Source organism: Pseudomonas canadensis, assembly GCF_000503215.1.
Classification (GTDB): Bacteria; Pseudomonadota; Gammaproteobacteria; order Pseudomonadales; family Pseudomonadaceae; genus Aquipseudomonas; species Aquipseudomonas canadensis.
The window spans coordinates 208,011-222,373 of record NZ_AYTD01000013.1; the positions used below are offsets into that span (position 1 = coordinate 208,011).

The window sequence follows — 14,363 nt, forward strand, 5'->3', positions numbered from 1 at the left end:
ACTGGCCTCCAACGCTTATTAGCCAAGGAGCCAGTCATGGGTTTGCTGATCGAAGGACACTGGAAAGACCAGTGGTACGAAAGTAGCGCAGACGGCGCATTCCAACGGGAACAGGCGCAACGCCGCAACTGGGTGACCGCCGACGGCGCGCCAGGCCCGAGTGGCGAAGGTGGATTCAAGGCCGAGGCCGGTCGCTACCACCTCTATGTCTCTCTCGCCTGCCCGTGGGCCCATCGCACCCTGATTCTGCGCAAGCTCAAAGGACTGGAAAGCCTGATCGACGTGTCCGTGGTCAGTTGGCTGATGCTGGAAAACGGCTGGACCTTCGACAAGGCTCACGGTTCGACCGGCGACAAGCTGGATGATTTCGACTTCATGCACCAGCGCTACACGGCTGACACGGCCGACTACACCGGGCGCGTCACCGTGCCGGTACTGTGGGACAAGAAGCTCAAGCGCATCGTCAGCAATGAATCGGCGGAGATCATCCGCATGTTCAACAGCGCGTTTAATCAATTGACCGGTAATACCCTGGACTTCTACCCCGAGCCGCTGCGCGCAACCATCGACGCGCTGAACGAGCGCATTTACCCCGCCGTGAACAACGGCGTGTATCGCGCAGGCTTTGCCACCTCGCAGCAGGCGTATGAACATGCGTTCGATGATGTGTTTGCGGAGCTGGATCATCTGGAGCAGCACTTAAGCGACCACCGTTACCTGGCCGGCGAATACCTGACCGAGGCGGAGGTGCGGCTGTTCACCACGCTGATTCGCTTTGATGCGGTGTATTACAGCCACTTCAAATGCAACCTGCGCAGGATTGCGGATTATCCGAACCTGTCGAATTGGTTGAGGGAGATGTACCAGTGGCCGGGCGTGGCCGAGACGGTGGATTTCGCGCACATCAAAGGGCATTACTATGCCAGCCACCGTACGATCAATCCGACGGGGATTGTGCCGAAGGGGCCGTTGCAGCGATTTGATGGACAGCATGATCGGGCACAACTGAACGGCAAAAGTGTCTGGAGCTGATCAGTCACTGTGGTGAGCGGGCTTGCCCCGCGCTGGGCTGCGCAGCAGCCCCCAAAACCAGACGCCGAGTTCTTTCTGAAAGAACTCGGCGTTTTTTAGTAGGGCTGCTTCGCAGCCCAGCGCGGGGCAAGCCCGCTCACCACAGAAAGCCTGCTCTCCACAGCAGGCTTACCGGCCACCATAGCGTTCTCAGACCTGGGACTGTGCGCCTTCAAACCACTTGAGCTTCTCGCGCAACACCACCACCTCACCGACGATCACCAGTGTCGGCGCATGCACTTCATGCTCCGCCACCATGCGTGGCAGATCCGCCAGGGTGCCGGTAAACACGCGCTGGTTGGACGTGGTGCCCTGCTGGATCAACGCTGCAGGGGTATCCGATGCACGGCCATGCTTGATCAGTTGTTCGCAGATGATCGGCAAGCCAATCAAACCCATGTAGAACACCAGGGTCTGCGAAGGCCCCACCAGGTCATCCCAGGGCAGGTCCGACGTCCCGTCCTTTAAATGCCCGGTAATGAAACGTACGGACTGCGCATAGTCACGGTGAGTCAGCGGAATCCCGGCATACGCCGCGCAACCGCTGGCCGCCGTGATCCCCGGCACCACCTGGAACGGGATGCCGTGGGCCGCCAATTCCTCGATCTCTTCGCCCCCCCGGCCAAAGATGAACGGATCGCCACCCTTGAGGCGCAGCACGCGCTTGCCTTGCTTGGCCAGGTCCACCAATTGCTGGTTGATCTGGTCTTGCGGCACGGCGTGATCGGCGCGGCGTTTGCCGACGTATACACGCTCGGCGTCACGGCGGCACAGCTCGAGAATCGCGGGCGCTACGAGCCGGTCATACAGCACCACATCGGCTTGCTGCATCAGGCGCAGGGCGCGGAAGGTCAGCAGGTCGGGATCACCCGGGCCTGCACCCACCAAGTAGACTTCGCCGGGTGCATTCGGCGGTGCGCCGTTGACCTTTTCGATCAACAGGCGCTCAGCTTCATCGCCCTGTCCAGCCAATTGGCGGTCGGCAATCGGGCCTTGGAAGACCTCTTCCCAGAATGCGCGGCGCTGCTGCACATCCGGGTACAAACCTTTAACCTGAGCACGAAACCGCGCCGCCAACCCGGCCAACTGGCCGTAAGTGGACGGAATCCAGGTTTCCAGCTTGGCCCGGATCAGGCGCGCCAGCACCGGCGCATCGCCGCCGCTGGACACCGCGATCACCAAGGGTGAACGGTCGACAATCGCCGGGAAGATCACGCTGCACAAGGCCGGCGCATCCACCACATTGACCGGCACGCAACGGCGCTTGGCATCGCTGGACACTTGCGCGTTCAACGGCTCGTCGTCTGTGGCCGCGATGATCAAGGTGCAACCGTCGAGGTCCGCCTCCTGATAACCGCGCAAAATCAGTTCCCCGCCACTGCCCAGTACCAGCTCTTTGAGCTGGTCTTCGATCTGGGGAGCAACCACCCGCAGCAACGCACCGGCATCGGCCAGCAGCCGGGATTTGCGCAAGGCAATCTCCCCGCCACCGACGACCAACACACGACTGCCGCGCAGGTTATGAAACAGCGGCAGAAATTCCATTTAGCGGATGACCTCAACGCCCGCCATGTAAGGCTTGAGCACTTCCGGTACACGGATCGAGCCGTCAGCCTGCTGGTAGTTTTCCAGCACCGCCACCAGAGTACGGCCTACGGCCAAACCGGAACCGTTGAGGGTGTGGACCAGCTCCGGCTTGCCGGTTTCCGGGTTACGGAAGCGCGCTTGCATGCGACGGGCCTGGAAATCACCGCAGTTGGAGCACGACGAAATCTCGCGGTACTTGTCCTGGCTCGGCACCCACACTTCGAGGTCGTAGGTCTTCACGGCGCTGAAACCCATGTCGCCGGTGCAAAGTGCCAGCACGCGGTACGGCAGCTCCAGCAGTTGCAGGACGCGCTCGGCGTTGGCGGTCAGGCCTTCCAGGGCCTCCATGGAAGTCGACGGCTCGACCACCTGCACCATCTCGACTTTGTCGAACTGGTGTTGGCGGATCATGCCGCGGGTGTCGCGGCCCGACGCACCGGCTTCGCTGCGGAAGCACGGGCTGTGGGCCACGAACTTGATCGGCAGTTGCTTGGCATCAAGAATTTCGCCGGCGACGATGTTGGTCAACGACACTTCGGCGGTCGGGATCAGGTACAGGTCGGCTTCGCCGTCCCGGCTGATCTTGAACAGGTCTTCTTCGAACTTCGGCAACTGGCTGGTGCCCATCAGCGCCGGCGCCTGCACCAGGTACGGGGTGTAGGCTTCCTCGTAACCGTGTTCGCCGGTGTGCAGGTTGATCATGAACTGCGCCAGGGCACGGTGCATGCGCGCGATCGGACCGCGCAGCAAGGCAAAGCGCGCGCCGGACATCTTGGCGGCAGTTTCGAAATCCAGGCCGCCGGTCAATTCGCCCAGGGCAACGTGGTCCTTGATCTCGAAATCAAAGGCGGTTGGCGTACCCCAACGGCGCACTTCAACGTTGCCGTCTTCGTCTGCGCCAATCGGCACGGATTCGTGCGGGATGTTGGGGATGCCCAGCAGGATCGAATCCAGCTCGGTCTGGATCTTGTCCAGCTCGACCTTGCCGTCGGACAGCTCGGTGCCCATGCGCTCGACATCCGCCATCAGCGGGGCGATGTCTTCGCCGCGCTGCTTGGCCTGACCGATGGATTTGGAACGCGCATTACGCTCAGCCTGCAGTGCTTCGGTGCGGGTCTGGACGGTCTTGCGCTGTTCTTCCAGCGCTTCGATGCGCGCAACATCCAAGGCAAAGCCACGGGATGCCAGGCGGTCCGCTACGTCCTGAAGGTTGCTACGTAACAGTTTGGAATCGAGCATGTCGGTCTCTCGTTTATCAAAGTTTGGTCAAGGACAGGCCAGCCCAGGTGGCGAGCAGCCCGCCGAACACGCTGATGCCCAAGTACCCGAAGGCTATCAGGGCCTGCCCGCTTTCCAGCAGGCGCAGCGTATCCAGTGAAAAGGATGAAAAGGTCGTCAGACCGCCTACAAAGCCGACAATCAAGCCGGCGCGAATTTCAATCGGTACTTCCGGGCGCAACAGGAACCAGCCGTACAACAGCCCGATGATCAGGCAGCCGACCAGGTTGACCGCCAGGGTCGCCGCATAAAAATGCTTCGGCCAATTGGCGCTGACCCATGTGCCAGCGGCGAAACGCAATAATGTACCAGCGATGCCGGCTGCGGACACGGCAAGAATCGTCTTGAGCACTACTTTCTCCGCTGTCTGGGGCTGAGTCGATCGAGTTGGGCGAGGTGATTGAGCTTTTCGCCGATCTTCAGCTCCAGGCCACGGGGCACCGGCTGATAGAGCGGGAGTGGCTCAAGGTCATCGGGAAAGTAGTCTTCACCGGCCGCATAGGCATCCGGTTCATCGTGGGCGTAGCGGTATTCATCACCGTAGCCCAACTGTTTCATCAGCTTGGTCGGCGCGTTGCGCAGGTGCATCGGCACTTCGAGGGAGCCGTATTCGGCGGCGGCGCGCAGGGCGGACTTGAAGCCCATGTACACCGCATTGCTCTTCGGCGCGCAGGCCAGGTAGGTGATGGCCTGGGCCACCGCCAGCTCGCCTTCCGGGCTGCCGAGGCGCTCCTGCACGTCCCAGGCGGCGAGGCACAGGCTCAATGCGCGCGGGTCGGCGTTGCCGATGTCTTCGCTGGCCATACGCACGACGCGGCGTGCGAGGTAAAGCGGGTCGCAGCCGCCGTCGATCATGCGCGCGAACCAGTACAGCGCGCCGTCCGGGTTGGAGCCGCGCACGGATTTGTGCAGCGCCGATATCTGGTCGTAGAAGGCTTCGCCGCCCTTGTCGAAGCGCCGGCGCGTGTCGCCGAGCAGGCTTTGCAGGAGGTCGACGCCAATCTCGCTGCCGTCTTCGGCCAGGTCGGAGGCGTTCTCTACTAAGTTGAGAAAGCGGCGCCCATCGCCATCGGCGGCGGCAAGCAGAATCTTGAAGCCCTCTTCGCTCACACTCAGTTGCCGCTTGCCCAGCCCTTTGTCTTCATTCAGGGCACGGTGCAGCAACTTCTGCATCGCCGCTTCGTCCAGGCTTTTCAGCACATAGACCCGCGCACGCGACAGCAAGGCGTTGTTCAATTCAAACGAAGGGTTTTCCGTGGTGGCGCCGATAAAAATCAGCGTTCCATCTTCCACATAGGGTAGAAACGCATCCTGCTGTGACTTATTGAAACGATGCACTTCGTCGACAAACAGGATGGTGCGCTTACCGTACTGCCCGGCCTGCTGCTTGGCGACTTCCACCGCCTGGCGGATCTCCTTGACCCCCGCCAATACCGCCGAGACCGTTTCGAAGTGCGCATCCGAGACCTTCGCCAGCAGCCGCGCCAGGGTAGTCTTGCCCACCCCCGGCGGCCCCCAGAAAATCATCGAGTGCAGCGCACCCTGCTCCAGGGCTTCGCGCAAAGGCTTACCGCGAGCGAGCAGGTGTTCCTGACCGACGTACTCATCCAGGTTGGTCGAACGCAAGCGCGCGGCCAGGGGCTGGGCAATCGGGTCACTTCGAAACAGGTCCATGGGCAGCGTGTTATTCCTGGATCACATCGGCACCCTTGGGGATGTCGAACTTGAACTTGGACGCAGGCACCGGCTGGTTGGCCTTGACCCCGGAGAACAGGATATCGGTGCGTTGGCCAACACTGTCGACCAGGCGCATGTTGTTGATCACGCCATTGCCGAACGACAGGGACAATGTGTCAAACAGCGTGTCCTTGGATTTCGGCTTGAGGGTGAACTCGATCACGTTGCTGGTTTGCTTGGAAGTGATGTCGAAGCTGTCATTGATCTTCGACACATCACCCGACAGCAGCAGCGCCGGAGTCTGGTTCAGGCGCGGGTCAAGCTTCTTGATGGTGGCTTGTTCCAGGTCCGGGTCCCACAGGGTGACCTTCTGGCCATCAGACACGATGGTCTGCTCAGCCTTGCCTTCGGTGTGCCAGTAGAACAGGCCAGGACGCTGCACGGCCATTTCGCCTGCGGTTTCCTGCAACTGGGTGCCGCCTGCATCCAGGGTCAGTTGGGAGAAGCGCGCAGTCAGGGTCTGGGATTTGTCCAACAGGTTCTTCAGGCTGGCCACGGAAGCCGGGTCAGCGTGGGCCGAAACAGCAGTCAGGGCCAGTGCCGGCAACAACAGCATGCGGATAAGGCGCATGGGAGTCCTCATTGAGTGTTCAGGGCGTGCCGCGTGCTGCCACGCGGCACGGGATCAGTCGCGCATCTGCCCGGGGGCAATGACTTCGCGCGAGCCGTTGGTGTTCATTGCAGTGACGACACCGGCCATTTCCATGGCTTCGATCATGCGGGCGGCGCGGTTGTAGCCGATTTTCAACTTACGTTGCACCGCGGAAATCGAAGCGCGACGGCTTTCCAGTACGAAGGCCACGGCCTCGTCGTACAGCGCGTCGGTTTCAGCATCATCGTCACCACCGCCGCCGCCATTTTCAAAGCCGCTGCCGGCTTCTTCGACGCCGTTGAGGATGTCGTCGTTGTATTCCGGTGCGCCGCGCAGTTTCCAGGCTTCCACCACGCGGTGTACTTCATCGTCGGAAACGAAGGCACCGTGGACCCGGATCGGCAGGCTGGTGCCCGGCGGCATGTAGAGCATGTCACCGTGGCCGAGCAGTTGTTCGGCGCCACCCTGGTCGATGATGGTCCGCGAGTCGATCTTGCTCGATACCTGGAACGCCATTCGCGTAGGAATGTTGGCCTTGATCAAGCCCGTGATCACGTCCACCGAAGGACGCTGGGTGGCGAGGATCAAGTGGATACCGGCGGCACGGGCCTTCTGGGCGATACGTGCGATCAGTTCTTCGACCTTCTTGCCGACGATCATCATCATGTCGGCGAATTCGTCGACCACCACCACGATGGTCGGTAGCTTGGTCAGTTTCGGCGCTTCGTCATGGATGCTTTCGCGCTTGTACAACGGGTCATCGATGGTCTCGCCGCGCTCTTGGGCTTCCTTGATCTTGGCGTTGAAGCCCGACAGGTTACGCACGCCCATCTTCGCCATCAATTTGTAGCGGCGCTCCATCTCGGCGACGCTCCAGCGCAGGGCGTTGGCGGCGTCCTTCATGTCGGTGACCACTGGGCACAGCAGGTGCGGAATGCCTTCGTAGATCGACAGCTCCAACATCTTCGGGTCGATCATGATCAGCTTGGCGTCTTCCGGGCCCGACTTGAACAGGATCGACAGGATCATCGCGTTCACCCCCACCGACTTACCGGAACCGGTGGTACCGGCCACCAGCAGGTGAGGCATCTTCGCCAGGTCGGTGATCACCGGCTTGCCGCCGATGTCGTGGCCCAGCGCCAGGGTGACCGGCGATTTGAAGTTGTCGTATTCCGGCGTCGACAGCACCTCGGAGAAGCGCACGATCTGGCGGTCTTCGTTGGGAATCTCGATACCTACGGTGGTCTTGCCGGGGATGACTTCCACAACACGTACGCTGGTTACGGCCAGGGAACGCGCCAAGTCTTTCGCCAGATTGGAAATACGGCTGACCTTGACGCCGGCGGCCGGCTGGATTTCGTAACGAGTAATCACCGGGCCGGGATGGATCGAGTCCACCGACACTTCGACGCCGAATTCCTTGAGCTTGATTTCCAGCAGGTGGCCGACGGCCGCCAGGGATTCCGGGGAATAGTTGAGTTGTTTCTTTTCGGCCGGGTCGAGGATCGAGATCGGCGGCAACGTGCCTTCAACCGCACTGTCGACGAACAGCGGTGCCTGTTTCTCTTTCTGCACGCGATGGCTCGGCTCTGGGGCCTTGGGCGGTGCCGGGGCAATCACCGGCGGCACCTGCTTCTCACGGTCCGACATGTGCTTGCTCAGGGCCTGTTCGCGTTCGATCAGGCGTTCCTTGACCTTGGCCTGCTCGCGCCGATCCGGCGTACTCGGCGCCACCACCTCGTTGACGCGGGTATCTACCTCGCGCAATTGGGCGACCATGCGCTTGCGATCGACCCGTGCCGCCCACCAGCGGTTGGCGGCGCCCTGGAACAACTCCAGCAGGTCGAGGGTGATCTTGCCGGTCACGTCCATTACCTTGAACCACGACAGGTCGGTGAACACGGTGAGGCCGAACAGGAACAGCGCGATGAACATCAGCGTGCTGCCTTGGATATTCAGGGTCCTGCGTGCCAAGTCACCGAGGCTTTCGCCCAACGCCCCACCCGCGCCCGCCGGCAAGCCGGTCGGTGCATGAAAATGGATATGCGCCAGCGCCGCGCCGGACAGCACCAGAAACACCAGGCCAATCAGGCGCCACGAGAATAGCCAACCGCTCCACTGCCACGGTTCATGACGCTGGCGGAAGATCTGCCAGGTCTTGATCGCCAGCAGCAACGGGAAGATATAAGCGAAGTAACCCAGCACCATGAACAGGATATCGGCGCTGTAGGAACCGGCAGGCCCGCCGAAGTTCTGCACGTCTTCGATCTTGCTGTTGTGGCTCCAGCCCGGATCGTCCTTGCCATACGTGAGCAAGGCCATCATCAGGAACAGGCACAGCGCGCCGATAGCGATCAGCGCGCCTTCCTTGAGACGATAATGCAGGTGCTGGCGCCAGGCCGGCACGACTGCTGCTTTAGGTGTTGCGGCGGATTTCTTCAAAACGGGTCTTTTCCTGCGCCTTTAGCGCGTCCATCTGTTGAATGACTGCAAATACTGCCCAATCCGAGCAGCTGAAAAATGAACGTGCGTCGTTGAATCTACTTTTAACATTGGGCGCTTGCTGGATGAAATGACGAAAGCGCCACAATGCCCGCATTGTACGGGTTTGTGCCGGCGATGCCACGCCCCTGCCCTTCACTCGGCAGCATAGCCAATTTAGTGTCACAACATGTTCAATTTGAGCATGCATTGTCTTTGCTGACAAAGGCTTATGCGCTGTTTTTATCAATCCAGGCAAGCTTGGCAAATGGCCTGCATGGCACAGACCCGATTACGACCACGCCGCCGAGGCAGAGTTGCAGAAACACCTGCTCACGCTAATCCACCTCAATAGCCGATTCGGGCTGGCCCGATGGCGCCATGTCGACAATAATCAGCACTGCGCAAGCAGGTGTCATACCTGCCATCCCCTCCCCTTCCGTAAGCCTGGATGCCATGCTGACCTGGTTACAACGCGATTCACTGACATTCCCTCCACTGGCCAAGGCCATGCGCGAACCCAATGGCCTGCTGGCTGCCGGTGGCGATCTTTCGGCCGAACGCCTGGTACAAGCCTATCGCCACGGCTGCTTTCCGTGGTTTTCGGACGGCCAGCCGATCCTCTGGTGGTCACCCGACCCGCGCACGGTGATATTCCCCGACGAGCTGCATGTGTCCCGCAGCCTAGGCAAATTGTTGCGCCAGCAGCGCTACAGCGTGACCTTCGACCAGGATTTCGCCGCCGTCATCCAAGCCTGCGCCGCACCGCGCGCGTATGCCGATGGCACTTGGATCACCGAGAGCATCCAGAGCGCTTACCTGGAACTGCACCAGCGCGGCTACGCCCATTCGGTGGAGGTCTGGGACGACGGCAAACTGGTGGGTGGTTTGTATGGCCTGGCGATGGGCCAGCTGTTTTTCGGCGAGTCCATGTTCAGCCGTGCCGATAACGCCTCGAAATTCGGCTTTGCCACGCTGACCCGCCAACTACAGGAATGGGGCTTTGTATTGATCGACTGCCAGATGCCCAACGATCACCTGCACAGCCTGGGTGCCCGCGCCATATCCCGCAGCGACTTCGCAGGTTTCCTGCGCGACCATCTGGATCAGCGCAGCGCTGGACCGTGGGTTTCCTAGGCGACTTCCGCGCTCCTGGCTTACACTTATTTCAAAGCTTATCCGAGGGTTGATCATGACCGAGTTGGCGCGTTTGAAGTTTTATGCCACTCAACCCCACTCTTGCAGCTATCTGCCCGACGAGCAGGCCACCACACTGTTCCTCGACCCCAGCCAGCCTATGGACGTGCATGTGTATGCCGACCTGTCGGAGATGGGCTTTCGGCGCAGTGGCGATCATCTGTACCGGCCTCATTGCCAGAACTGCAATGCCTGCGTCCCGGCACGCATTCCCGTGGCGCAGTTTCTGCCGGACCGCAACCAGAAACGCATCCTTAAGCGCAACGCCGACCTGACGGTGATGCCAACCAAGCCACGCTTCACCGAAGAATATTTCGACCTTTACCAGCGCTATATCGAGGAACGCCACGCCGACGGCGATATGTTCCCGCCCAGTCGCGACCAGTTTTCCACGTTCCTGGTACGCGACCTGCCCTTCTCGCGCTTCTATGAGTTTCGCGCCGACGGCCGGTTGGTGGCAGTGGCCGTGACCGATTTGCTGCCTAACGGCCTGTCGGCGGTCTACACCTTCTACGAGCCTGCCGAAGAGCGCCGCAGCCTGGGACGCTTTGCAATCCTGTGGCAAATCGGCGAAGCACTGCGCCTGGAACTGGAGGCGGTGTACCTCGGCTACTGGATCAAGAACTGCAAAAAGATGAACTACAAGACCCAATATCGGCCCATAGAACTGCTGATTAATCAAAGATGGGTCGTGCTTAACTAGAACCCCTTGGCTTAAACACCCTTTTTCGGGCACAATGCACGCCGCTTTTGCCTGGCGCAGTTGCACCGGGCCATTCACTGGATACCGAGGGCTTTACTGCATGTCGAAAGAAGACAGCTTCGAAATGGAAGGCACTGTCGTCGACACCCTGCCCAACACCATGTTTCGTGTGGAGTTGGAAAATGGGCACGTCGTAACCGCGCATATCTCCGGCAAGATGCGCAAGAACTACATTCGTATTCTTACCGGTGACAAAGTGCGCGTCGAGCTGACGCCCTATGACTTGAGCAAAGGGCGCATCACTTACCGCGCTCGCTAAGCAAGTCAATACAAAACGCCCGGTTATGCCGGGCGTTTTTGTGTGCGCGCCATTTTCATGCGCGCGCTCTTGTAGGAGCCCGGCTTGCCGGCGATGGCGACCGTGAGGCAAGCGCCGATCTTGCGGGCCTCATCGCCGGCAAGCCGGACTCCTACAGGTGGCGCGGCGTTCGCGGGATAGCAAAAAGGCGCCTTTCGGCGCCTTTTGCATTGTTGCGGTCAGCTATCAGGCCATTTCAGCCGTGGTTTCGAACTCGAAGGTCAGCTCGCCATCCTTCAGGTCGATGTGCACCACGCCGCCATGGTCGGAAAGTTCGCCGAACAGGATCTCTTCGGCCAATGGCCGCTTGATCTTGTCCTGGATCAGACGCGCCATTGGGCGAGCGCCCATTGCCGCATCGTAGCCGCCCTCGGCGATCCAACTGCGCGCCGCTTCCGTGACATCCAGCTGCACGCGCTTGTCTTCCAGCTGCGCCTGAAGCTCGGTGAGGAACTTGTCCACCACGCTTTTGATGACCTCATGGCTGAGGCGACCAAACTGGATAATGGTGTCCAGACGGTTGCGGAATTCCGGCGTGAAGCTCTTCTTGATCACTTCCATTGCATCAGAAGAGTGATCCTGATGGCTGAAGCCGATCGAAGCCCGCGCGGCCGTTTCGGCACCGGCGTTGGTGGTCATGATCACGATCACGTTGCGGAAGTCCGCCTTGCGCCCGTTGTTGTCGGTCAGGGTGCCGTGGTCCATCACCTGCAGCAGCAGGTTAAAGACTTCCGGGTGGGCCTTCTCGATTTCATCGAGCAGCAGCACGCAATGCGGTTGCTTGGTAATCGCCTCGGTCAACAGACCGCCCTGGTCGAAACCGACATAGCCCGGAGGCGCACCGATCAGGCGCGACACGGTGTGACGCTCCATGTATTCGGACATGTCGAAACGGACCAGCTCAATGCCCATGGCCTTGGCCAACTGCCGCGCCGCTTCGGTCTTGCCGACGCCGGTCGGGCCAGCGAACAGGAACGAACCAACGGGCTTGTCCGGCGACTTGAGGCCCGCACGCGACAACTTGATCGCGGTGGACAGCGCATCGATGGCCGCATCCTGGCCGAACACGGTGAGCTTGAGGTCGCGCTCCAGGTTACGCAGCAGCTCCTTATCGGAACTGTTGACGTGTTTAGGCGGAATCCGCGCGATCTTCGCCACGATGTCCTCGACCTGAGCCACATCAATGCGCTTCACACGCTTCTCAACCGGCTGCAGGCGCTGGTAGGCACCCGCCTCGTCGATCACGTCGATGGCCTTGTCCGGCATGTGCCGGTCATTGATGTAGCGCGACGCCAGCTCAGCCGCTGAACGCAGAGCTTCATCGGTGTACTCGATGCCATGGTGCGCCTCGAAACGCCCCTTGAGGCCACGCAGGATGCCGATGGTGTCTTCAACCGAAGGCTCGGACACGTCGACTTTCTGGAAGCGACGCGCCAGGGCACGGTCTTTTTCGAAGATGCCGCGAAATTCCTGGAACGTGGTCGAGCCGATGCAACGGATATCCCCCGACGACAGCAGCGGCTTGAGCAGGTTGGAGGCGTCCATCACCCCACCGGAAGCCGCACCGGCGCCAATGATGGTGTGGATTTCATCGATGAACAGGATCGCCTGCGGGCGTTTTTTCAGCTCGCCGAGGAGCGCCTTGAAGCGCTTCTCGAAATCGCCACGGTACTTGGTCCCGGCGAGCAACGCACCCAGGTCCAAGGAGTAGACGACGCTATTGGCCAGCAGGTCAGGCACCTGGTTATCCACGATGCGCTTGGCCAAGCCTTCGGCAATTGCGGTCTTGCCCACGCCCGCCTCACCCACCAGCAACGGGTTGTTCTTGCGACGACGTGCAAGGATCTGCGCTACGCGCTCAACTTCAAGCTCACGCCCCACTAGCGGATCGATCCGCCCCTGGCGCGCCAGTTCGTTGAGGTTGCTGGCATAGGCATCCAGTGGATTGCCCGAAGAAGAAGACTCACCGCCCTCGTCGTCCTGCATATCCTGCTCACCCTCGGAATGATCGCCGTGCCCAGGCACCTTGGAGATACCGTGGGCGATGTAGTTGACGACATCGATACGCGCAACGCTCTGCTGTTTCAGCAGGAACACTGCCTGGCTTTCCTGTTCGCTGAAAATCGCCACAAGCACATTGGCGCCTGTGACCTCACGCTTACCGGAGCTCTGAACATGGAACACGGCACGCTGAAGCACCCGCTGGAAGCCCAGGGTTGGCTGGGTTTCACGGTCTTCATCGTGGACTGGAATAAGTGGCGTCGTGGAGTCGATAAACTCCTGCAGGTCATGCTTGAGTTTGTCGAGGTTGGCGCCGCACGCACGCAAAACGGTGGCGGCAGCTTCATTGTCCAAAAGTGCCAGCAGCAGGTGTTCGACGGTCATGAATTCATGACGCTTCGAACGAGCCTCCTTGAAGGCAAGATTGAGGGTGACTTCGAGCTCGCGGTTTAACATAGCTTCACCTCATACCCAAGTGGTCGGCGTTAACCGTCCTTCTCGATTTCACAGAGTAGCGGATGCTGGCTTTCCCTGGCGTACTGGTTGACCTGCATGGCCTTTGTCTCGGCGATGTCGCGGGTAAACACTCCACATACTGCCCGTCCTTCTGTGTGAACGGCCAGCATTACCTTGGTCGCCAACTCGCGGTTCAGGTTAAAAAACACCTCGAGCACTTCGACCACGAAATCCATCGGTGTGTAGTCATCATTGAACAAAACCACCTTATACATCGGCGGCGCCTGTAAGGCAGGCTTGGCCTCCTGAACAGCAATGCCTGCAGAACCGTCGTCATCATGTTCCTGATCCGGTCGATCCTGATTGAATGTTAGTCGAATCTGGCTGTTTGCATGCATGGAAAGAAAGGTTCGTCAGTGGTTCAAATACAGTGGTGGGGACGACCTGTCAGAATTTCAACTACTGACCGATCGGTCGCCTTGACTATCGGCGAAACGGTGTTACAACCAATAGAACCCACAGTGGGTAAAAAAGGTCCGCGCAGTCAACCTTATTTATTCGGGTTAGGACGGATAAACTGGATGATACTCCAGTGATGGAGTCTGGTGCAGAGGGATATGGGCATGGCAAGCGGTAAGGTCAAGTGGTTCAACAATGCCAAAGGGTACGGCTTCATTATTGAAGACGGCAAGGATGAAGACCTTTTTGCGCATTACTCAGCGATCAAAATGGAAGGTTATAAAACGCTGAAGGCGGGGCAGCCGGTCTCCTTTGACATTATTCAGGGGCCCAAAGGCAAGCACGCAGTCGACATCAGTGCGCCAGTCACCATCGGCACAGCCAAAGAGGGCGTCGCTCAAAAATCAAAAGAGCAATTAGCCTAATCGACCACCGAGCAGGCG

13 protein-coding genes are annotated in these 14,363 nt (G+C 59.9%); 5 read left to right on the forward strand and 8 right to left on the reverse strand.

The features are described from left to right. Nucleotides 1-36: 36 nt before the first annotated feature. Complete coding sequence (locus U367_RS0109820) at nucleotides 37-1,032, forward strand: glutathione S-transferase family protein (protein ID WP_028616786.1); 996 nt, start codon at nucleotides 37-39, stop codon at nucleotides 1,030-1,032. A gap of 189 nt (nucleotides 1,033-1,221) precedes the next feature. Here the strand turns inward: U367_RS0109820 and cysG are convergent, their stop codons facing one another. From cysG to U367_RS0109850, 6 genes are read right to left on the reverse strand one after another with little or no spacing between them, the layout of a single operon-like run. Next, a complete protein-coding gene (cysG, locus tag U367_RS0109825) occupies nucleotides 1,222-2,616 on the reverse strand; it encodes a siroheme synthase CysG (protein WP_028616787.1) in 1,395 nt (464 codons plus the stop codon). Then, on the reverse strand, nucleotides 2,617-3,897 hold the full coding sequence (gene serS, locus U367_RS0109830; RefSeq protein WP_028616788.1) for a serine--tRNA ligase: 1,281 nt from the start codon (nucleotides 3,895-3,897) through the stop codon (nucleotides 2,617-2,619). Between the two features lie 16 nt (nucleotides 3,898-3,913). Beyond that, nucleotides 3,914-4,288: a fluoride efflux transporter CrcB gene (gene crcB, locus U367_RS0109835; RefSeq protein ID WP_028616789.1), complete on the reverse strand. Its 375-nt coding sequence runs from the start codon at nucleotides 4,286-4,288 to the stop codon at nucleotides 3,914-3,916. Further along, nucleotides 4,288-5,610 (reverse strand): replication-associated recombination protein A, encoded by a 1,323-nt coding sequence (locus tag U367_RS0109840; protein WP_028616790.1) that lies wholly within the window; start codon nucleotides 5,608-5,610, stop codon nucleotides 4,288-4,290. Before U367_RS0109840 ends, crcB begins: the two co-directional genes overlap by 1 nt. 10 nt (nucleotides 5,611-5,620) lie before the next feature. Further along, the gene (lolA, locus tag U367_RS0109845) at nucleotides 5,621-6,244 is read right to left on the reverse strand and encodes an outer membrane lipoprotein chaperone LolA (protein ID WP_016975527.1); all 624 of its coding nucleotides are present in this window, start codon (nucleotides 6,242-6,244) and stop codon (nucleotides 5,621-5,623) included. A 54-nt stretch (nucleotides 6,245-6,298) separates the two neighbouring features. Further along, nucleotides 6,299-8,707: a DNA translocase FtsK gene (locus tag U367_RS0109850; protein WP_028616791.1), complete on the reverse strand. Its 2,409-nt coding sequence runs from the start codon at nucleotides 8,705-8,707 to the stop codon at nucleotides 6,299-6,301. Between the two features lie 495 nt (nucleotides 8,708-9,202). On the opposite strand from U367_RS0109850, the gene aat reads away from it, so the two are divergent. From aat to infA, 3 genes are all read left to right on the forward strand, one after another. Then, entirely contained in the window at nucleotides 9,203-9,883 is a 681-nt protein-coding gene (gene aat, locus U367_RS0109855; protein ID WP_028616792.1) for a leucyl/phenylalanyl-tRNA--protein transferase, read from the forward strand. A gap of 55 nt (nucleotides 9,884-9,938) precedes the next feature. After that, complete coding sequence (locus U367_RS0109860) at nucleotides 9,939-10,646, forward strand: arginyltransferase (RefSeq protein WP_028616793.1); 708 nt, start codon at nucleotides 9,939-9,941, stop codon at nucleotides 10,644-10,646. A gap of 100 nt (nucleotides 10,647-10,746) precedes the next feature. Beyond that, entirely contained in the window at nucleotides 10,747-10,965 is a 219-nt protein-coding gene (infA, locus tag U367_RS0109865; RefSeq protein ID WP_002553999.1) for a translation initiation factor IF-1, read from the forward strand. 225 nt (nucleotides 10,966-11,190) lie between these two features. Here the strand turns inward: infA and clpA are convergent, their stop codons facing one another. Together clpA and clpS are read right to left on the reverse strand one after the other, a co-directional pair. Next, nucleotides 11,191-13,461, reverse strand: a complete 2,271-nt coding sequence (gene clpA / locus U367_RS0109870) for an ATP-dependent Clp protease ATP-binding subunit ClpA (RefSeq protein WP_028616794.1) — start codon at nucleotides 13,459-13,461, stop codon at nucleotides 11,191-11,193. 29 nt (nucleotides 13,462-13,490) lie between these two features. Further along, nucleotides 13,491-13,859, reverse strand: a complete 369-nt coding sequence (gene clpS, locus U367_RS0109875; protein WP_005789091.1) for an ATP-dependent Clp protease adapter ClpS — start codon at nucleotides 13,857-13,859, stop codon at nucleotides 13,491-13,493. A gap of 219 nt (nucleotides 13,860-14,078) precedes the next feature. On the opposite strand from clpS, the gene cspD reads away from it, so the two are divergent. Then, nucleotides 14,079-14,345 carry a cold shock domain-containing protein CspD gene (gene cspD / locus U367_RS0109880; protein WP_028616795.1) on the forward strand — a complete coding sequence of 89 codons (267 nt, stop codon included), beginning with the start codon at nucleotides 14,079-14,081 and terminating at the stop codon, nucleotides 14,343-14,345. The last annotated feature ends 18 nt before the right edge of the window (nucleotides 14,346-14,363 follow it).